This window comes from Frigoribacterium sp. 2355, assembly GCF_054060695.1.
The window spans coordinates 212731-232324 of sequence record NZ_JBSSDL010000005.1; the positions used below are offsets into that span (position 1 = coordinate 212731).

17 protein-coding genes are annotated in these 19594 nt (G+C 68.4%); 10 read left to right on the top strand and 7 right to left on the bottom strand.

Annotated features, from left to right (window positions below):
• Positions 1-52 precede the first annotated feature (52 nt).
• A complete protein-coding gene (locus ACVJ1F_RS08685; protein ID WP_456885633.1) occupies positions 53-2545 on the bottom strand; it encodes a glycosyltransferase in 2493 nt (830 codons plus the stop codon).
• 226 nt (positions 2546-2771) lie between these two features.
• On the opposite strand from ACVJ1F_RS08685, the gene ACVJ1F_RS08690 reads away from it, so the two are divergent.
• Positions 2772-4052, top strand: coding sequence for a glycosyltransferase family protein (locus ACVJ1F_RS08690; protein WP_456885634.1), 1281 nt, complete (start codon positions 2772-2774; stop codon positions 4050-4052).
• Between the two features lie 60 nt (positions 4053-4112).
• On the opposite strand, the gene ACVJ1F_RS08695 is transcribed toward ACVJ1F_RS08690, so the two are convergent.
• Both ACVJ1F_RS08695 and ACVJ1F_RS08700 read right to left on the bottom strand, forming a co-directional pair.
• Positions 4113-6509, bottom strand: a complete 2397-nt coding sequence (locus ACVJ1F_RS08695) for a hypothetical protein (RefSeq protein WP_456885635.1) — start codon at positions 6507-6509, stop codon at positions 4113-4115.
• Positions 6506-6874, bottom strand: coding sequence for a hypothetical protein (locus tag ACVJ1F_RS08700; RefSeq protein ID WP_277959427.1), 369 nt, complete (start codon positions 6872-6874; stop codon positions 6506-6508). Before ACVJ1F_RS08700 ends, ACVJ1F_RS08695 begins: the two co-directional genes overlap by 4 nt.
• 394 nt (positions 6875-7268) lie before the next feature.
• On the opposite strand from ACVJ1F_RS08700, the gene ACVJ1F_RS08705 reads away from it, so the two are divergent.
• The 6 genes from ACVJ1F_RS08705 to ACVJ1F_RS08730 all read left to right on the top strand — a co-directional run bounded on the left by ACVJ1F_RS08705 (position 7269) and on the right by ACVJ1F_RS08730 (position 13493).
• Positions 7269-8171 (top strand): ABC transporter permease, encoded by a 903-nt coding sequence (locus tag ACVJ1F_RS08705; RefSeq protein ID WP_456885636.1) that lies wholly within the window; start codon positions 7269-7271, stop codon positions 8169-8171.
• A gap of 5 nt (positions 8172-8176) precedes the next feature.
• Positions 8177-9406 (top strand): ABC transporter ATP-binding protein, encoded by a 1230-nt coding sequence (locus ACVJ1F_RS08710; protein WP_456885637.1) that lies wholly within the window; start codon positions 8177-8179, stop codon positions 9404-9406.
• Positions 9378-10460 (top strand): glycosyltransferase family 2 protein, encoded by a 1083-nt coding sequence (locus ACVJ1F_RS08715; RefSeq protein WP_456885638.1) that lies wholly within the window; start codon positions 9378-9380, stop codon positions 10458-10460. Before ACVJ1F_RS08710 ends, ACVJ1F_RS08715 begins: the two co-directional genes overlap by 29 nt.
• Before the next feature lie 71 nt (positions 10461-10531).
• Positions 10532-11662 (top strand): glycosyltransferase family 4 protein, encoded by a 1131-nt coding sequence (locus tag ACVJ1F_RS08720; protein WP_456885639.1) that lies wholly within the window; start codon positions 10532-10534, stop codon positions 11660-11662.
• Complete coding sequence (locus ACVJ1F_RS08725) at positions 11659-12501, top strand: glycosyltransferase family 2 protein (protein ID WP_456885640.1); 843 nt, start codon at positions 11659-11661, stop codon at positions 12499-12501. The genes ACVJ1F_RS08720 and ACVJ1F_RS08725 overlap by 4 nt, the downstream gene beginning before the upstream one ends.
• Entirely contained in the window at positions 12498-13493 is a 996-nt protein-coding gene (locus ACVJ1F_RS08730) for a hypothetical protein (RefSeq protein ID WP_456885641.1), read from the top strand. The genes ACVJ1F_RS08725 and ACVJ1F_RS08730 overlap by 4 nt, the downstream gene beginning before the upstream one ends.
• 88 nt (positions 13494-13581) lie before the next feature.
• Here the strand turns inward: ACVJ1F_RS08730 and rfbA are convergent, their stop codons facing one another.
• The 4 genes from rfbA to ACVJ1F_RS08750 all read right to left on the bottom strand — a co-directional run bounded on the left by rfbA (position 13582) and on the right by ACVJ1F_RS08750 (position 16133).
• Positions 13582-14445, bottom strand: coding sequence for a glucose-1-phosphate thymidylyltransferase RfbA (gene rfbA / locus ACVJ1F_RS08735; protein ID WP_456885642.1), 864 nt, complete (start codon positions 14443-14445; stop codon positions 13582-13584).
• A 1-nt stretch (position 14446) separates the two neighbouring features.
• Positions 14447-15073: a dTDP-4-dehydrorhamnose 3,5-epimerase family protein gene (locus tag ACVJ1F_RS08740; protein ID WP_123570443.1), complete on the bottom strand. Its 627-nt coding sequence runs from the start codon at positions 15071-15073 to the stop codon at positions 14447-14449.
• 82 nt (positions 15074-15155) lie between these two features.
• Entirely contained in the window at positions 15156-15386 is a 231-nt protein-coding gene (locus tag ACVJ1F_RS08745) for a hypothetical protein (protein WP_123570444.1), read from the bottom strand.
• 21 nt (positions 15387-15407) lie between these two features.
• Positions 15408-16133 carry a M15 family metallopeptidase gene (locus ACVJ1F_RS08750; protein ID WP_456885643.1) on the bottom strand — a complete coding sequence of 242 codons (726 nt, stop codon included), beginning with the start codon at positions 16131-16133 and terminating at the stop codon, positions 15408-15410.
• 429 nt (positions 16134-16562) lie between these two features.
• Here ACVJ1F_RS08750 and rfbB point away from each other — a divergent pair, with 429 nt between their 5' ends.
• Genes rfbB through ACVJ1F_RS08765 form a run of 3 tightly spaced genes read left to right on the top strand, consistent with a single transcriptional unit; the run spans position 16563 to position 19550 of the window.
• Complete coding sequence (gene rfbB / locus ACVJ1F_RS08755) at positions 16563-17546, top strand: dTDP-glucose 4,6-dehydratase (RefSeq protein ID WP_056225636.1); 984 nt, start codon at positions 16563-16565, stop codon at positions 17544-17546.
• Entirely contained in the window at positions 17546-18436 is an 891-nt protein-coding gene (gene rfbD / locus ACVJ1F_RS08760; RefSeq protein ID WP_456885644.1) for a dTDP-4-dehydrorhamnose reductase, read from the top strand. Before rfbB ends, rfbD begins: the two co-directional genes overlap by 1 nt.
• Positions 18411-19550 carry a glycosyltransferase family 4 protein gene (locus ACVJ1F_RS08765; RefSeq protein ID WP_456885645.1) on the top strand — a complete coding sequence of 380 codons (1140 nt, stop codon included), beginning with the start codon at positions 18411-18413 and terminating at the stop codon, positions 19548-19550. Before rfbD ends, ACVJ1F_RS08765 begins: the two co-directional genes overlap by 26 nt.
• Positions 19551-19594 lie beyond the last annotated feature (44 nt).

Consider the following 19594-nt stretch of genomic DNA (forward strand, 5'->3'; position numbering starts at 1 on the left):
TCCGTCCATCGGACCCGGGCGGCGCCGGGGTGTCGCCCTCGGAATTCGCGTCTCAGCGGGTGTCGATGCGGCGCTTGACCTTCGCGAGGACGCTTCGCACGCCCTCGCTGCGGTAGTAGTGGTAGACGCGGCCGACGTCGTGCCGGATGCCGTACTGCTTGCGCCGGTTGCGGACCTGGACCTTCGCGTGCGTGGGCACGGCGTGCTCCACGTCACCGGTACCACCCGTCTTGTCCGCCGCACGGACGGGTTCGCGGACGAACTCGACGAGGGGCTTGAGGACGTTCTCCCAGGTGAACTGCTCACGCACCCTGGTGACGTTTCCGACGTGACGTCGGCGCGCCTCCTCGTCGAAGAGGACCGATTCGAGGGCCGATGCGAGACCCTCGACGTCGCGTTCGTCCACGACCACTCCGAGGTCCTCGACCGCCACGAGTTCGGCGAAGGAGTCGCCCGCCGTCGTCACGATGGGCAACTCGGCCCACAGGTAGTCGAGGATGCGGGTACGGAACGAGAACGTGGTCTCGAGGTGCTCGTAGTGCGTCGAGACGCCGGCGTCGGCTTCGCGGAGGAAGGCACCTCGGTCGTCGTAGGGAATCCAGGCGTCGTTGAAGAAGACGTTGACGTCCGTGAGCCCCAGCTCGTCGGAGACCGTCCGCACCTTCGCCACGATGTCCATCTCGGGGACGTCGGGGTTCGGGTGCTGCACTCCCATGAAGAAGAGCTTGACCTCGGGTCGCTTGCTCGCAAGGGACGCGATGGCGCGGACGAGGGTGATGGGATCGAACCAGTCGTAGATGCCGCCTCCCCAGACGACTAGTTTGTCGTCGGCATCGATTCCCGGGAGGACCCCCTTGAGGACGGGATGATCGTGCTGGGGCGGCGTCGACGAGAGGCCGAACGGAACGACGCCGATGAGGCTGCGCAGTTCGGGGTCACGCGAGTACGTGCGTGCGTTGACGCGACCCGAGCCCGCGAGCTGACCCAGCCAGAAGAGCCTCTGGCGCTCCGAGGCACAGATGAAGTAGTCGCCGAGCTCGAGCTGGTGGTTCAGGGTGTCGGCGGCGTCGAGGATCTGGCGGTCCCAGGCCTCGACGTCGGTGCTGCGACCTTGTTCGAGCTGCTCGAGGTGCAGGGGGTCGTAGACGTCGACCACGAGCACCTTGCGCGTCTTCTCGAGCGAGGGGAAGAGTCGCAGAGCATGTCCCTGCACGATGATGACGTCCGCCCAGGCCTCGTGCTCGACCATCTGCTTCGGATGGCGGTGCGGCACGGTCACGACGTCGTAGGTCTCGTCGATGGGGGTGGATCGCGTCATGCTGACGACGCGGACGTCGTGTTCGAGGGCGAGTTCTCGTGCCATGTTCGTCGCACGGATGGCTGGTCCCGCCATCTTGGCGCCGATGGAGTCACCGGTGACGATGAGGACGCGACGCCGCTTGACGACCTCGAGCACGTCGAGGGAGGCGACGATCTTGTCGTACCCCGCGAGATAGCTCTCGATCGGGTATGCGGGTTCGTCACGGTTGCCGAAGAGATCGAGCAGCTGACGATCGTCCTTGACCCGGGAGGCCTGGATCTCGCGCCGGGATTCGGTCAGCGAGGGCAACATCTCGACGAACTGGTCGATGCCGTAGATGCCTGCCATGCCCTTCTTCGGGACGGGCCGCGTCTCGACGGAATCGTCGCCCGGGTTCCGCAGGTCGAGCTCGGTCGAATCGAGTTCGCTGCGTCCGACGGCACGCCGCACGACCAGTGCGAGCGCACCGGGCAGAGCCTTGTCGAGCTGCTCCTGGCCCAGGTTCTTGTACAGGGTGAAGAGGGCGTTGCGTTCGAGTAGGTAGGTCTCGCGGAAGTCACCGAACTTGTTCATCGACGCGTGGTGCTTGTGGTAGGCGATCGAGCGTGGCTGGTAGCGGAATCGCCAGCCCAGCAGGTTCAGGCGCCATCCGAGGTCGACGTCGTCGTAGAACATGAAGTAGCGGTCGTCGAACCCGCCCAGCTGGTCGAAGAGCTCGGCCCGGATGAACATGGCCGCGCCCGTCCCGAACAGGACGTCCTTCTCGGTCTCCCAGGCGCCGGTGTCGGGCCCCCCGGCGTGCGGCTTGTAGCCCATGCCGTACCAGGTCATGGCCGCCTCGGTGAAGTCGACGTTGACCCCGTCCCAGTCGAGGACCTTGCTGGCCACGGCTCCGATGTCGGCTCCGGAGGCGAAGGTGTCCATCGCGGCCCGGATCCAGGCTACGTCGGGGCGGGCGTCGTTGTTCAGGAAGGCCACGATCTCGCCCGAGGACTGTTCGACGCCCAGGTTGCACCCTCCGGTGAAGCCGAGATTGCCCCCCGACTCGATCAGGGTGAACTCGAGCGACGACGCCTTGAGGCGGGCGACGTGGTCCGCACCCGAGTCGTTGTCGACGACGATGATCTCGAGCTTGTCGGCGGGCCAGTCCTGAGCGGCCAACCCCTCGATGCTCGTCAGCGTGTCGTCCGTCCCCTTGTAGTTGACGAGGACGACGGAGACGACGCCCGGTCTGCGGTCTTTCACGTGATGACTCCCTTTGGTCGGCGCGACGTCGTCCGTCCCGAGGACGACGAGGGCGCGGACAGCGCCATGGCCCGTCCACCTTACCGTCGGCACCCCGGTGGCCGAACCGGGCGGAAGGGTGCGGCAGCCGTGCCCACCGGTAGAGTGACGACCGGTCTTCGCCGGGAGCGCCGATCCGGCCTCACCGCTCGAAGCCACCCCGAATCGATCGACAGAACCCGAGACGATGACCCCTGACGCACCCGCCCCCCACACGTCGACGCATGACGCATCCGATCTCTACCAGGCCCTGGCGCGTGACGAGCTGGCAGACGGCGATCGTGGCCGCGTCCTCTTCTGCGTGTCGACCGTCGACCTGGGCCAGGGGGCCGGCGACCTCTACGTCGCCCTCGGCCTCGCGGCCGCCCTGCACCGCATCGGATGGGGCGTCTCGTTCTGGCCGACCGAACGATGGGACGACGCGCCCGACGAGGCGGCCGACGTGGCCGTGGTCATGATCGAGTCGTTCGTGCCCGGCCTGTTGCCGCCGTCCACGGCGACGGTCGCGTGGGTCCGCAACTGGACGGCGTCGTGGGCCCGGCTCCCGTACCTGGACGACTTCGACGCGGTCTGGGCCTCATCAGGGGCGGCCGCGCGTCACGTGTCCGCCGCCTACGACGGACCGGTCGAGATCGTCCCGATCGCCGTCGACCCCGACGTCTTCGACGCGCCCGGCGTCCCTCGCGACCTGCAGGTCGTCACGACGGCGAACTTCTGGGGCGCCGAACGCAAGATCCAGCGCGCCCTCGACCGGTTGGCGGAGACGGTTCCGGTCGACTGGTTCGGAGCCAACGGAGCCCACCTCGAGAGGTCGCCCCACATCCGGCACCACGACCGTGTCGACTTCTTCTCCCTTCGCGGGGTCTACGGTCGGAGCGTCCTGGTCGTCGACGACCTCATCGATCCCGCGCGCGAATTCGGCACGCACAACAGCCGTCTCTACGAGGCCTTGGCCTGTGGTGCCCTTCCCCTGGTGAACACCCGGGACGGGCTCGACGAACTCGGCCTCGGTGAGCTGCCCGTGTACTCCGATGCGGACTCGCTCCGGGACGTGGCCCTGGGCCTCCTCGCCACACCGGAGGCGACGGCACAACTCGTGGGATCCCTCCGCGACGTCGTCCTCAGCCGTCACTCCTACGACGATCGCCTGCCGACGGTCACGGCGTCCTTCGCGCTGGCGACGTCGAGGGCACGACCGCGGACGTCTCGTCCGGCGATGCTCACCTGGGCCACGCTGCAGCAGGAACGACTCCGCAACGCCGTGCGGGAGGGCGACGGGCATCTCATCACCGTCAGGAGGCTCGAGAAGGAGATCGCGACCCTCCGCGACGAGATCGGTGCCCTGCAAGCCGACCTGCTCGCCACGGTCGGCCCCCTCGAGGAACTCGACGAACTCAAGTCGAGCAAGGCCTACCGGACCCTCGAGCGCTACCGAGGCCTCGTCGGCCGGGTCTCGCCGCCGCGCTGACCTCGGCCAGGCGTCCACCCAGCCGGCCGAGCACGACCATGAGACCTGCCGGGCCGACCGTCAGCGGACCATGACCGGGGAACAGACGACGGTGTTGGCTCCGGCTCCGACGTTGATGGAGTAGAGGCACACCGAATGCTGCCCGGCGGCGAGGCCTGCGACGGACGCGGAGAACTGGTGACGCGGGCCGAACGCGGGGAAGGCCGTCCCGAGGCTCGACTTCTCGACGTCGGCCGTCACCTTGGTCTGCAGGAGGCCGTCGACGTAGACGTGCACCCGGAGGGGGTCGACGGTGTCCGGATCGATGGTCCAACCCCGGGCCAGCACGGCCCCCGCGCTCGGCGACGAGACCTCGTCGAGCAGCATGGACGGGGAGCCCGTGACCGCGGAGACGGTCCGGCAGTCGACGGTGTTGCCACCCCCACCGACGTTGATGGCGTAGGTGCAGAGGGTGTGCGCACCCGGACCGACCCCGGTGAGCGTCGCCGTGAAGGCGTGCTTCTCGCCGTAGCCGGGGAACGACGTGCCCAGACTGGCTTTGGCCACGTCGGCCGTCACCTTCGTCACGAGACGCCCGTCGAGGTACAGGTGGACGCGGACCGGGTCCACGACGTCCGGATCGAAGGACCAGCCCCGGACGGTGATCTGGCCGAGAGCCGTGCCCTGGGCCTGGTCGAGGAAGAGCCGCGGCGAGCCCGTCGGCGCTGCCACGTCGGCGCAGCGGACGGCGTTGCCGCCCGCCCCGACGTTGATGGCGTAGACGCAGACGGAGTGGGTGCCGGCGGAGAGTCCGGCGACGGGCACCGAGAAGGCGTGCTTGTCGCCGTAACCGGGGAACGCCGTCGCCAGGCTCGCCTTGGAGACGTCGGCCGTGACCTTCGTGGACAGGGCACCGTCCACATAGACGTGGACGCGCACGGGATCGACCGTGTCGGGATCGATCGCCCACCCGCGGACGAGAAGCTTGCCGGGCGACCCCATCGACACCTCGTCCAGGAACAGCGAGGGTGCGCCCGACGCCATCACGACGGTCTGGCAGGCGACGTCCACGGTCGAGCCCGCTCCGACGTTGACCCCCTGGACGCAGACGCGGTGCGAGCCGCCGGACACGCCCGTGACGGTGCTCTCGAAGGCGTGCCGGGTGCCCCAGCCGGGATAGACCGCGGGCAGGCCGGGGACCTCACCGGAGGCGATCTGGCTCGAGACCTGGCGTCCGTCGACCGTCACCCGGGCGGTGATCGGGTCGGCGGTGTCGGGGTCGACGACCCAGCCCTTCACGGTGAGTGAACCGGCCGAGGCCGAGACGCTGTCGACGTACCCGAACGGGTCACCCGTTCTCACGACGAACTCGCGACAGTCGAGCAACGTGTTCACGCCCGTCCCCACGTTGATGGCATAACTGCAGACGCTGTGCCGGCCGGCCGACATGCCCGTGATGTTGGCCGAGAAGCCGTGTGCGGTGTTGCCCTTGCCGAGGACGCCCGCCAGGCTCGGGTAGTCGTTCCCGGCGACGGTGCTCGCGGCTCCGCGACCGTCGACGTAGAAGTCGACGCGGATGGGCGCGGCGCTGTCGGGATCGACGGCCCAGCCGCTGACGGTCACCTGTCGGAAGCCTGCCGCCGCCGTGTCGACGTAGCCGTAGGGCGAACCGCCACCCGTCGTCGAACCGAACCAATCGGTGTAGATGCGGAAGAAGTTGCGGTTTCCGTAGGCCGAGCACGAGTCACCCGTGCCGTACATGTTGGCGAGGGCCGCGGCGTTCGGCGTGTACGGCGTGTAGATGTACAGGGACGCGGTGGCCTGGTTCTGGATGTACACGGGCTTCGTCCCGCAGCTCGCGTTGGGGTGATAGAAGATGTTGTTGGTTCGGCCGGCCTGGTAGCTCCACGACGTCGGAGTGGCGGCGTAGCGCTTGAACTGCAGCGCCGCCCCGTAGACCTGGTTGAAGAAGCCGTAGTACTGGGCGTCGCAGGCGGCCGTGTCCGGACAGCCGTAGCCGGTGGCGGACCTGTACATGTACGCGGTCGGGGCCGAGGACGTGACGATGCCCTGCTCCTTCTCGAGGAGCACGAGGAGCACCTTCGGACTGATGCCACAGATCTGGGCGACGTTGTAGATGACCGCTGCGGCCGACTGACCGGGCCCCCCGGGATACGTGCCGCAGCGGGCTCCGCTGTCCTGTCGGGTGAACGTGTCCATCGTGTAGCTCTTGAGGCAGGCGGGCCCGCTGGAGGCCCGACAGGACGGCACCTGCTGGTTCAGGAAGGACTGGACGTTGTCGAGGGTCATCGACCCCGCCGCATAGAAGTTCGCGTCGCTGATGATGTTGCCCGGATCGAAGTCCGCACCGGAGGCGGCCGAGGCGGGCCGTGGATCGTCGGCGGCGATCGACACGACGGTCAAGGCCGAGGCGACGAGCGCGACGGCGAGGAGACGAGCTGTCCATTTCTTGATCACGCGGGTACCTCTACTTGTACGGCTTCGGACGATGCCGCGGACGAACCGACCACGTATCGGAGGGTGACGTTCCAGAGACCCGGCGCCAGCTCGGCCCGGGGGACGACGAACTGGCCGCAGTCGACGCTCGAGGCCGAGGCCTGGGGCACGGAGTCACGGACGACGCGACTCGATCCCTGGACGAGGACGAGACGGCACGTCCCGGCGGGATCGAGCTGACCGCTGACCACCCCACCGGCCTCGAGCTGCCCCGACGCGGCGTTCCAGGTCGCGAAGGTGACGAGGGGGGACGCGGGGTAGTCGGCAGGGTCCGGCTCGTCGACCGGATCGGATCCGTTCGATCCCGGGAGGGGGGCTCCGGTCACGAACTCACCCCCGGTGACGGGTGCCGCCGCGGTCGCGGAACCCGTCGGAGCGACGGGCTCCGCGGAGGGGGCCTGTGAACCCGGGCCGGTGGTCGACACGGTGGGAGACGGCTCGGACCCCGACGACGTGCACGCTCCGAGGGAGAAGGAGAGGACGATGGCAGCGCCGACGGCGGAGACGAGCACGGGCGCCCCGTGGAGGGAGTGGTTCATCCAGATGTGCCCCGTCTGATCGATTGGTCGAAAACAACCGTAACCCAGGGGATTGCCAGGTGCGAGGGCCATGCGGTCGTCAGTACCTATCGGCCGCCGACCGGGAGCCGTCAGACCGGGCGGCCGCCGAGCAGGCGCCGGTTATGCTGGCCCAGTCCTTTTCCGCCGACCGGATCGCGTGATGACCTCCAACTCCCGTATCGAAGCACTCTCCCGCGAACCACTCGTCGTCATCGGCGCCCCCGCGAAGGCCTTCCGCGGCACCGGCAAGTCGCTCCGCGACATCCTCGGCCAACGAGAGATGCTCTCGCTCCTCGTGCGTCGCGACCTGAAGGCACGCTACAAGGACAGTGCGCTCGGCTTCGTCTGGTCCCTCGTCAGGCCCCTCACCCAACTGCTCATCTACTACGTCGTCCTGGGGCAGTTCCTCGGTGCCGCGAGGGGCATCCCCGACTTCGCGATCTACGTCTTCACCGGGCTGACGGCGTACACGCTCTTCAGCGAGATCGTGGCCGGCTCCACGAGTTCGATCGTCGGCAACAGCGGACTCATCAAGAAGGTCTACATCCCCCGCGAGGTCTTCCCCCTCGCGAGCGTCGGTGCGGCTTTGTTCAACTTCTGCATCCAGTTCGCCATCCTGCTCGCAGCCACCCTCGTCCTCGGCAAGTTCCCCCTCACCGGCGAATTGATCTTCCTGGTGCCGGCGCTCCTGGTCATCGTCGTCTACGGAACGGCGCTCGGGTTGGTTCTCTCCGCCCTCAACGTCTACCTGCGTGACGTCCAGTACCTCATCGACGTCGGCTTGATGGTGTTGCTCTGGGCGTCGCCGATCGTCTACGCATGGTCCCAGGCGAAGAGCGTCCTGGGCAGTGGACTGCTCCTGCAGATCTACACCGACAACCCCCTGACCCTCTCGGTCCTGTCGTTGCAGCGAGCCATCTGGACGGCCGGCCACGACACCGTCGCCTACCCCGAGCACCTGATGCTGCGTCTGCTCGTCGCCCTCGCGGTGGGCCTGCTGCTGCTGTTCGGGGCACAGCGAGTCTTCTCCCGACTGCAGGGCAACTTCGCCCAGGAACTGTGAGCGCCATGAGCAACGACGACATCCTCAGCACACCTCCGCGCCCGGCCGTCGAGGCGCCCGACGTGATCGTCGTGAAGGGCGTGTCGAAGAGGTTCACCGTCCGCAAGGACAACTCGCTCAAAGAACGCCTGGTCACCCTCGGCAAGATGGGTCGACGTCACCGACAGGACTTCTGGGCCCTCAACGACGTCGACGTCAGCATCCAGGCGGGCACGACGGTGGGACTCATCGGCCAGAACGGCTCAGGCAAGAGCACGCTCCTCAAGGCGATCGGCGGCATCATCCAGCCGACGACCGGCACGGTGTCCCGCCGCGGACGGTTGGCGGCCTTGCTCGAACTCGGCGCGGGCTTCCACCCCGACCTGACGGGACGCGAGAACGTCTACCTGAACGCCGCCCTCCTCGGCCTCACGCGTCGCGAGACCGAGGACCGTTTCGACGACATCGTGACGTTCTCGGGCATCGGCGACTTCATCGACACCCAGGTGAAGTTCTATTCGTCCGGCATGTACGTCCGGTTGGCCTTCGCGGTGGCGGTGCACACCGACCCCGACGTGCTCCTCGTGGACGAGGTGCTGGCGGTCGGCGACGAGGCGTTCCAGCGGAAGTGCCTGGACAAGATCCGTTCGTTCCAGGCCGAGGGCCGGACGATCATCATCGTCACGCATTCGCTCGCCCAGGTCCAGGAACTCTGCACCCGCGCGGTCTTCCTGAACAAGGGCACGGTGATGTTCGACGGCGAGCCGAACGACGCGGTGGCCATGTTCCGCGACCTCCTCGAGGATCGGCGCCAGACGGAAGCGGAGCAGGCCCACGACCCCCTCGTCGGCTCGGGTCACGTCACGAACGTCTCCGTCGCGGCGTCCGGCCGGGTCGGCGACACCCGCATCCTGCCCGGGGACGATCTCGAGGTCACGATGGAGTTCGAACACGCGACCGGCATGGACGACTGGATCGCAGCGCTGCAGATCAACAGCGCATCCGGTCAGGTGGTCTACGGGACGACGAGCACGCGCATGGGCATCGACCTGTCCCGGTTGCAGGGCACCCGCAGGCTGAAGTTCGTCCTCAAGGACGTCGCGTTCGGTGAGGGCAAGTACTTCGTCAACGCCTCACTGATGGACCCCCGAGGTGTGCACGTCCACGACCTGCCCCAGGGAGCCTCTTTCGACGTGCCGGCCTACGCGCTGGCGGTCGGCACGGTCCATGCCGAACCCGAACTCGTCCAGCTCTGAGGTCCCGACGACCCTCGTCGTCGTCGTCAACTGGAACAACGCAGATCTGACGTCTCGGTGCGTCGCCGCGCTCGACCGCGAAGCGGCCGCACCCGAGGGAGCCGACTTCGAGGTCCTCGTCGTGGACAACGGTTCTGACGACGACTCGGTGGATCGTCTGCGAGACGGAACGACCGGTGACCGCCTCCTGGCCCTCACGCGCAACGGCGGCTTCGCAGCGGGGGTGAACGCGGCCATCCGGCATCACCCCGCGGATCGCTACGTGCTCGTCAACAACGACGCGGTCCCCGCTCCGGGGTTCGTGAGTGCACTGGTGGCGCACGTCGACGCGGCGCCGACCGCCGTCGCCGCGGTCACCGCGCGCCTCGAACTCGAAGGGCGATTCGTTCAGGTGCCGACCACGGCCGGACGACCCGACGACTTCGTCGCCGCGAACGGTTCCCGCTGGCGTCGAGACGACCACGGCCGCACGCTGGTGAACTCGACCGGTGCTGTCGTCGACCGATCAGGCAACGGACGGGATCGCGACTGGTTGGTCCCCCGGGAGGCCGTGACCGGCGGGCGGGACGTGTTCGGTTTCTCGGGTGGAGGCGTCCTGCTGCGAGCGTCCGCCCTCGAGGACGTCGGTCTCTTCGACGAGAGTCTCTTCATGTACTACGAGGACACCGAGCTCAGCTGGCGGCTGGCGGAACGCGGTCACGTCGTGCATCACGAACCGGCTGCCGTCCTGGTCCACCGCCACTCCGCCTCCTCGGGCACGACGTCGTGGACGTTCGTCTTCCACAACGCTCGCAACCGCATCAAGGTCGCGGTGTGGCACGCGTCGGTGACAACGGTCGTGCGAGCCGTCCTGCGGACCCTCGTCCGCGTCCTGACCACGACGGCCCGCCGATCCCCCGACGCGCCCGCGGTCCGGGCGGCCCTCCTCGCGTCGTTGACGGGACTCCCCGCCGACCTGCGGCACCGTCGCGAGCTGGCTCGTCGTGCGACGTACCGACGTCGGGACATCGACCTGACGACCGGACTGCGCCGACCAGGCGTCCCAGGCCGCTGAGGGCGGGCCGGTCGGACGCTCGACGGTATGCTGGACGACGGTTCATCGAGTCAGTCAGCGAAGGGCGGCGTGTGCCTCACTACTCCGTTCTCATCGACGGCACGGCCATGCCGGTCGACCTGGGAGGCGTGGGCCGTTACGTCGAGGGTCTCCTCGGAGCCCTGGACCCCCTCGACCTCGACCTCGCGATCGTGGTCCGCCCCGAGCACCGGCAGCACGTCAGCGACGTCGCTCCCGGTGCGAACGTCGTCGTGGGTCCACGGTGGCTGCGGACGAAACCACTCCGCTTCGTGTGGGAGCAGCTCGGGTTGCCCGCTCTCGCCAGACGCCTGGGCAGCGACGTCGTGCATTCGCCGCACTACACGTTCCCTCTCCTCCGGCGTCGGGGGTCCGTGGTGACGCTTCACGACGCGACGTTCTTCAGCGACCCCCAATGGCACTCCGTGACCAAGCGCCTCTTCTTCACGGCCTGGACCCGCCTCGCACTCGGTTCGGGACGACCCTGCGTCGTGCCGAGCGACGCGAGCGCCCGAGAGTTCCGGCGACACGTCCAGCGAGTGCGGTCGACTCTGACCACGACGGCACTCGGCGTCGACTTCGAGGTCTTCCACGCGCCCGGGCCGGACGAGACCGCCGCGTTCCGAGCCGCCCACGGACTGTCCGACTCCGAGCGGTGGGTGGCGTTCCTCGGGACCATCGAACCCCGGAAGAACGTCGGGCCCCTCGTCCGAGCCCATGAGCGACTCCGGCGCGAACGCGAAGACGTCCCGACCCTCCTCATCTCAGGGGCACGCGGTTGGGACGACGACGCGGTCGCCGAACTCGACCGCGTCGAAGCGCAGGGTGCGGTGCGCGAACTGGGCTACCTCCCCCTCGAGCAGCTCCGCAGCCTCCTCGGCGCCGCCGAGTTCGTCGTGTACCCGAGTTCGGGCGAAGGCTTCGGCCTGCCCGTCCTCGAGGCTCTGGCCTGTGGCGCCTGCGTGCTCACCACCGACCGCCTGTCCCTGCCCGAGGTGGCGGGAGACGCGGCCGACTACACCGAGCCCGACGAGGACGCTCTGCTCGACGCCCTGCGGCGCCTGGTCTCCGACCGTGCTCGGCGCGACGAGTTGCGCGACCGGGCGATTCCCCGAGCCCGCCTCTTCACCTGGGCCGCGACGGCCGACGCGACCCTCGAGGCGTATCGCGAGGCTGCCGCGTGACGGCGCGGATCGCGGTCGTCACGGTCACCTTCGACACGGGTGAGACCTTGAGGCCTCTGCTCCAGAGCATCCCGGCCGCCGCCTCCGTCCCGGTCGTGACGGTCGTGAGCGACAACGGGTCGAGAGACGTCGACCTCGTGCGCTCCATCGCCACCGAGCACGGTGCCCGGTTCGTGGTGTCCGGTCAGAACCTCGGATACGGCGGCGGCATCCGCTACGGTCTCTCGACGATCGACGAGGACGTCGAGTTCGTGCTGGTGACGAACCCGGACGTCGTACTCGAAGCAGGGTCCATCGATCGCTTGCTCGCCGCTGCCGATCGACTCCCCCTCGGCGGCTCGTTCGGCCCACGGATCGTCGACGAGGCCGGTGACGTGTATCCCTCCGCTCGGCGGCTCCCCTCACTCCGGACGGGGATCGGCCACGCCGCGTTCTCCCGGGTCTGGCCGCACAACCCCTGGAGCCAGAGCTATTGGGCGGCGCGCGAGACGACCGCCGAACGAACGGCCGGCTGGCTCTCCGGCGCCTGCGTCCTGGTGCGGCGCACCGCTTTCGACGCGATCGGTGGATTCGACGAGGGGTACTTCATGTACTTCGAGGACGTCGACCTCGGCGCACGACTGGGCCGCGCCGGTTGGGACAACGTCTACGTGCCCGACGCCGTCGTCATGCACAGCGGCGCTCATTCCACCTCGAGCAATGCCAAGACCATGGAGCGCGTGCACCACGCGAGCGCCTACAGGTACTTGTCGCGACGCTATCGCGGCCCCCTGCTCTGGCCGGTGCGGTTGGTCCTCCGCGTCGGCCTGCGCGTCCGAGGCTGGTGGGTGACTCGATGAGCATTGCTTCACGGGCACTGTCCCGTCTCCGGCACGAGGCGCGTCGCGCAGCGCGGCGACTCGTCGATGCCGCCGGCCAGGGAGAGCGTCTGTCACTCGTGCTCGCCCGTCGGAGAACGCTGTCCACCCTCGAAGCGGGCGGATGGCACGAGCGCCTGCTCGCGGTGCTCGAAGGAGGGGTGACGTCGACGAGGTCTGCTCGATGGACGGCGCCCGACGACGACTCCATCCCGCTCGTCATGTGCCTGTGGAACAGGCCCGAACGGATCCACGACATCGTCACGATGCTCGAGCGACTGGACCCGGCCCGCCCGGTCCGGGTGCTGCTCTGGAACAACGATCTCGCCCTGAGGGCGGAGTACGCCTGGCTCGACGATCACGTGCCCTCGGGCTCGCTCCGCAGCGTCGACGTCGTGCACAGCCCGACCAACCTCGGCGGGCTCGCACGGTTCGTCGCGATCCGCCTGCTGCGCAACGGTGGTTACGAGGGTCCCGTGGTCATGCTCGACGACGACCAGGACGTCCGCCCGTCGTTCGTGGACGACCTCTTGGCAGACCACTCCCCTCGACGCATCGCTGCCTGGTGGGCGTTCGACTTCGGTCCGTCGTACTGGGATCGCGTCCAGATCTCGGTAGGCAGCATCGCGGACCACGGAGGCACGGGAGGCACGATCGTGGACGCGTCGCTGGTGGACGACGACCGGTTCTTCCTGTCGCTCCCGGAGCGCTACGCATTCTTGGAGGACCAGTGGATGTCGCACTACGCTCGCACGCTCGGCTGGACGATCGTCAAGGCCGACACAGAAATCGGCTTCGTCCTCGAGCACAAGAACCAATACCACGGGTTGCATGAACGCAAGGACGAGTTCCACCGAGGACTCGAGGATGGTTCGTTCCCGATCGGACCCGAGATCGGGTCGTCGGCCAAGGGGCGTCGTCAGGGTCGGTTGAACCCCAGGCCGCCCCACCCCGCACACGCAGCGGGCGCGTAGCCGACTCGCTCGACAGGGCCGCTCGGGCCCCCGACGAGGACGAAGGTCGAGGGCCGAGCTGCCGGCGGCGGCTCGGCCCTCTCCGTGGTCAGGCCTTGAGGAGATTCTGGAGGTAGACGCCGTAGCCGCTCTTGGCCAGGGGCGCCGCCAACGCAGCGAGGTCCTCGTCATCGATCCAGGCGTTCCGCCAGGCGATCTCCTCGATGCACCCGATCTTGTGGCCCTGACGGTCTTCGATGACACGGACGTACTCCGATGCCTGCATCATCGATTCGAAGGTACCGGTGTCGAGCCACGCGGTCCCTCGATCGAGCACCTGCACCTGCAGTTCGTCCGCCTCGAGATAACGCTCGTTGACCGTCGAGATCTCGAGCTCCCCCCGGGCGCTCGGCTCGATCGTCTTGGCGATCTCGATGATCTTGTTGTCGTAGAAGTAGAGGCCGGGCACGGCGTAGTTGCTCTTCGGAGCGAGCGGCTTCTCTTCGATCGACACGGCTTTGAACGACTCGTCGAACTCGACGACGCCGTAGGCCTTCGGATCGGCCACGTGGTAAGCGAAGATGGTCGCACCGCTGACGTCCGCGTTCTTCTTCAGATTCGACCCCAAGCCGACCCCGTGGAAGATGTTGTCCCCGAGCACGAGAGCGACGCTGTCGTCGCCGATGAAGTCCTCACCGATGATGAACGCCTGGGCCAAGCCGTCGGGCGAGGGCTGGACGGCGTACTGGATGTCCATGCCGAGCTGCGAGCCGTCACCGAGCAGGGCACGGAACTGGTCGTTGTACTCGGGTGTCGTGATGATGAGCACTTCTCGGATACCAGCCATCATGAGCGTCGACAAGGGGTAGTAGATCATCGGCTTGTCGTAGATGGGCATGAGCTGCTTCGAGATGCCCTTGGTGATGGGCCACAGGCGCGTACCGGACCCGCCGGCGAGGATGATCCCCTTCACGTCAGACGCCCTTCTCGAGGGCGGACGCCCCGTCGAGCGAGTCGTAGAACGCCCGCATGTCGGACCAGGTGGGCAGCAGCCCTGCCTCGGCCGCCTCAGAGAGAGAGGGCGCGTCGGTGTCCTTGGCAGACAGCAACGGTTCTCCGGCTTCGTCGGGGAAGACCAGGCCGATCTCGGGATCGAGGGGGTCGATGCCGTGCTCCCTGTCGGCGTTGAACGTGTCGGTGACCAGGTAACTCACCGTCGCGTCGTCGCTCAAGGCGACGAAAGCGTGCCCGAGCCCCTCGGCCAGGTAGATGGCACGGCGGTCGACGTCGTCGAGGAGGACCGTGTCCCACTGACCGAACGTCGCGGAACCGACACGGATGTCGATGACGTAGTCGAGCACCGCACCGTGCGTGGCGGTCACGTACTTCGCTTGCCCTCGAGGCACGTCGGCGAAGTGGATGCCACGGACGACGCCCTTCTTCGACACCGACGTGTTGGCCTGACGCAGGTCGATCGGATGACCGACGACGTCGGCCAACTTGTCGAAGCGGTACCACTCGAGGAACACGCCACGGTCGTCGCCGAACTGCTTCGGAGTGATCTCGTAACTGTCTGGGATCTTGAGTTCGCGGATCTGCACCCGGGCAGCCTACCAAGCCGGATGGATGCGGTCGCGGGAGGAGCGAGCGGGAGCACGACGAGGCTCCCGACGGGGGGGGCGATCAGCGGCCCGACCAGTCGGCGCCCGTCTTCAGTTCGGTCCGCGGGATGCCGAGGGAGGCGATGAGATCGTAGAACCCGGCGGCGTTGATGTTGCGCGGAGCCAAGCCGACGGCCCGCAGCGCGACCACCGTCGATTCGGTCGTCACGTGGCGGATCATGCGCGGGGCGACGACGCAGACGTAGCCGCGGCCGACCTCGGGAAGGCTGTCTGGGCAGTGGAGGACGATCATGGAGTTCCTTTCTCGAGACGCTCAGCGGCGCCAGTAGTCGGAGTCGCCGGTGATGGCGGTTCGAGGGACGGAGAAGGCGTCCACCAGGAGGTAGAAGTTCTGCCGGCCGACCTCGTAGTAGGGCACTCCCACGACCCGGAGGGCGTTCACCTTGTCGATGGTCGTCAGGTGCCGGAGGGAACGGAATCCGAGCAACGCCGTGTACCCGGTGCCGACGCCGTCCAGCGCCTCCGTCGCCCGGACGGTGACGAGGCCGCTGTCGCCCTGGACGGCACCCGCGGGCCCGGCATAGGCACCCACGTAGTCGAAGTGCCAGGGCTCGGGTCGGGAGAACGTGTTGCCCGTGGGACTCCACCCGTACGACGGAGCGTTGGCGTCCATCCACCGCTTGGCCACGCTGCCGGCCTGATCGACCCCGGCCCCGAAGTCGCAGGAGATGCCCCAACCGTGGTTCGACGTGCCCGGGTAGGCGGCCAGGTTGCCGGTGCCCGCCTGGTAGCGGTTCCAGTAGTCGACCTGCCGCTCGTAACTGCGATAGCCCTCGGTGATCGTGAGGGATCGTCCTACGGCGCTGCGGAAGGCGAGGCTCAGGGAGAGGTACTGACGGGCCGCGTCGTCCCGGAGGTACCCGGAGCCGGCCACGGACGCCTGGACGGGCGACATCAGCGCTGCGGGGACCTTGCCGTTCGTCTGGCCACCCCAGGCCTGCAGCGCGGCGGCCGCCAAGGCCTCGGCCACGGTGTCCACGCCCGCCGTCGTCTCACCGAGTTGAACAGCGGCGGCCGCCCGCTCGGGCCTCGACAAGGCGGTAGCCGCGGCGACCGCACCGGCGACGCCGACACCGAGCAGGAGGCCACGGCGATCGAGGGAGGGAGCCCCGGAGGGCAGACCTCTGGAGTCGGATTCGTCTAGGGGCATGCGACGACGTTCGCACGAGCGACGCCGACGGTCCAGACCTTTCTCCCCGGGTCGTGTCGTCCCCCGGGCCGTGTACCCCGGTTTTCCGGCGCTCCCGAGGATCGCTTCCCCCCACGACTGGGGGCAGTCGACGGGATCGACCGTCCCGCCTGCTGTCGACCACCGTCACAGCCGCGGCGCTTCCGGAGACCTCCCGAAGGCGAGCGACCGGTCCGATATGATGGCTCGACCGCCTGCGATCGACCCCAAGGGACCACTGTGAAAATTCTCGTCACCGGTGGAGCCGGCTTCATCGGCTCCAACTTCGTCCGCCGTACCCTCGAAGACGCCTACCCGGGCCTCGAAGGGGCCGAGGTCGTCGTCCTCGACGCGCTCACCTACTCGGGCAACGAGGCCAACCTGGCGAGCGTCGCCGACTCCCCCCGTTACACGTTCGTCAAGGGCGACATCCGTGACGGTGCCCTGCTCGACACGCTCTTCCCCGAGGTCGACGCCGTGGTCCACTTCGCGGCGGAGTCCCACGTCGACCGCTCGGTCCGCGACGCCTCGATCTTCGTCGAGACGAACGTGCTGGGAACGCAGCAGCTGCTCGACGCCGCCCTGCGCAACGACCTGAAGCGCTTCGTGCACGTCTCGACCGACGAGGTCTACGGCTCCATCGCCGAGGGCTCCTGGGCCGAGGACCGACCGCTCGAACCGAACTCGCCCTACTCCGCCTCGAAGGCCGGGAGCGACCTGCTCGCGCGCAGCTACCACCGCACGCACGGGCTGAACGTCTCCATCACGCGCTGCAGCAACAACTACGGCCCCTACCACTTCCCCGAAAAGGTCATCCCGCTCTTCGTCACGAACCTGATCGACGACGTGCACGTGCCGCTCTACGGCGAGGGCAACAACATCCGGGACTGGCTGCACGTCGACGACCACACCCGTGGCATCGCCATGGTCCTCGTCAACGGTCGCGCCGGAGAGATCTACAACATCGGCGGCGGGACCGAGCTCACCAACAAAGAGCTCACCGAGATGCTGCTCGAGGCCACCGGCAAGGACTGGTCGTACGTCGACCGCGTCCAGGACCGTCTGGGCCACGACCTGAGGTACTCCGTCGACATCTCGAAGATCCGGGACGAGCTCGGCTACGAGCCCCAGGTGCCGTTCGAGAAGGGTCTCGCCGACGTCGTCCAGTGGTACCGCGACAACCGCGAGTGGTGGCAGCCGCTCAAAGAGCGCGCCGCCCTCTGATGGCCGCCCCTCAGAACTCGAAGTACCTCGTCACCGGGGCCCGGGGGATGCTCGGCACCGACCTGCTCGAAGCGCTCTTCGGACGTGACGTGACGGTCCTCGGCCGCGCGGACCTCGACGTGACCGACCGGGACGCCGTGTTCGCCGCCGTTCGGGGACACGACGTCGTCATCAACGCCGCCGCGTACACCGCCGTGGACGCGGCCGAGACCGACGAAGAGACCGCACTGGCCGTCAACGGCACCGCCGCCGGTCTGCTGGCCGAGGCGACGGCCTCCGTCGGGGCAAAGCTCGTCCAGGTCTCGACCGACTACGTCTTCGACGGCGACGCCACCACGCCCTACGCCGAGGACGCCACGATCGCGCCGGTCAGCGCCTACGGCCGCACCAAGGCCGAGGGAGAGAAGCTCGCCCTCGCCGCCAACCCGGAGGGCACCTTCGTCGTGCGCACGGCGTGGCTGTACGGTGCCCACGGGGGCAACTTCGCGAAGACGATGGTCAAGCTCGCAGGCTCGCACGACACCGTCAAGGTCGTCGACGACCAACTCGGTCAGCCGACGTGGACGGCCGACCTCGCTGCCCAGATCGTCGCGCTGCTCGACTCCGACGCTCCGGCCGGCGTGTACCACGGCACCAACTCCGGCAGTACGAGCTGGTTCGAGTTCGCCCGGGCCGTCTTCGACGAAGCCGGACTCGATCCGGCCAGGGTCTTGCCGACGGACAGCTCCACATTCGTACGTCCCGCGCCGAGACCGAGCTACAGCGTCCTCGGCCACGACGCATGGGGACGGGCCGGACTGGCGCCCATGCGTCCGTGGAGAGAAGCGCTGGCCGAGGCCGCGAGCAGGGGAGTGTTGCAGACCGATGACCACGCTGCGAGTAGTCGTTGACCAGATCCTGGCTCCCATCCCCGGAGGCATCGGGCGCTACACGGAAGAGTTGACCCGGGCCCTCGTCGAGACGGCTCCCCGCGGCTGCGACGTCGAGGGCGTCGTGGCGGCCCACCCGCAGACCGACTACGACCGGTTGACGGACCTGCTCCCGGGGCTGTCCCGCGTCGCCAAGTCGCCACTCGGTCGCCGCGAGTTGTCGCTGGCGTGGCAGGGCGGCGTCGTCGGTCTTCCCGGCCGGGGGATGGTCCACGCGACCAGCCTGCTCGCTCCCCTCTACCGTCACGACCGCGCACTCGACCCGGGAACGCAGACCGTCGTCACGATCCACGACACGGTGCCGTGGACCCACCCCGAGACCCTCACCCCTCGTGGCGTCCGCTGGCACAAGGCGATGACCAAGCGCGCCTTCAAGCACGCCGACGGCGTCGTCGTACCGACGCACAACGTCGCACGCGAGCTCTCCGAGTTGTTCCCCTTCGGCGACCGCCTGCGCGTCATCGGCGGCGCCGTGAGCCCCAAGCTCGCCGTCCCCGCGGACGCCGACGAGGTCGCCGATGCCCTGGACCTTCCCGAGCGGTACGCCCTCAGCGTCGGCACCCTCGAACCGCGCAAGGGCATCGAGCCCCTCATCCAGGCCCTCGCACACCCCGACGCCCCCGACCTGCCTCTGCTGATCGTCGGCCCCGAGGGATGGGGAGACCTGAAGGTGGCCGACCTGGTCGCCGCGGCAGGGCTCCCCGCCCACAAGGTCCGCACGATGGGCTTCGTGTCGGACGAGCAGCTCGCCGTCCTGTTGCAGCGCGCGGCCGTCTTCGTGTTCCCCAGTCTCGCCGAGGGATTCGGGCTGCCCGTCGTCGAGGCGTTCAGCCTGGGCACTCCCACCATCGTCTCGGATGCCCCCGCCCTCCTCGAGGTCGCAGCGGACGCGGCCGTCAGCGTGCCGCGGGAAGACTCCGCCGGCTACCCGGAGCGCCTCGCCCAGGCCATGTTCCAGGTCGTCTCCGACGTCGAACTGTCGACACGTCTCGGCATCGCCGGAATCGACCGGGCGCGCGCCTTCAGCTGGCGGGACTCGGCCGACAAGGTGTGGCAGCTGCACGCCGACCTCTGAGGAACCCGGAGGCACGGGTCACGACGCGCGTGACCCGCGCGGCA

What these genes read in the sequence shown, in the direction of transcription:
- rfbD (WP_456885644.1), top strand. Translation starts at nt 17,546, where the DNA reads ATGGCCGCCCCTCAGAACTCGAAGTACCTCGTCACCGGGGCCCGGGGG.
- ACVJ1F_RS08690 (WP_456885634.1), top strand. Translation starts at nt 2,772, where the DNA reads ATGACCCCTGACGCACCCGCCCCCCACACGTCGACGCATGACGCATCC.
- ACVJ1F_RS08745 (WP_123570444.1), bottom strand. Translation starts at nt 15,386, where the DNA reads ATGATCGTCCTCCACTGCCCAGACAGCCTTCCCGAGGTCGGCCGCGGC.
- ACVJ1F_RS08710 (WP_456885637.1), top strand. Translation starts at nt 8,177, where the DNA reads ATGAGCAACGACGACATCCTCAGCACACCTCCGCGCCCGGCCGTCGAG.
- ACVJ1F_RS08705 (WP_456885636.1), top strand. Translation starts at nt 7,269, where the DNA reads ATGACCTCCAACTCCCGTATCGAAGCACTCTCCCGCGAACCACTCGTC.
- ACVJ1F_RS08715 (WP_456885638.1), top strand. Translation starts at nt 9,378, where the DNA reads ATGCCGAACCCGAACTCGTCCAGCTCTGAGGTCCCGACGACCCTCGTC.
- ACVJ1F_RS08765 (WP_456885645.1), top strand. Translation starts at nt 18,411, where the DNA reads ATGACCACGCTGCGAGTAGTCGTTGACCAGATCCTGGCTCCCATCCCC.
- ACVJ1F_RS08730 (WP_456885641.1), top strand. Translation starts at nt 12,498, where the DNA reads ATGAGCATTGCTTCACGGGCACTGTCCCGTCTCCGGCACGAGGCGCGT.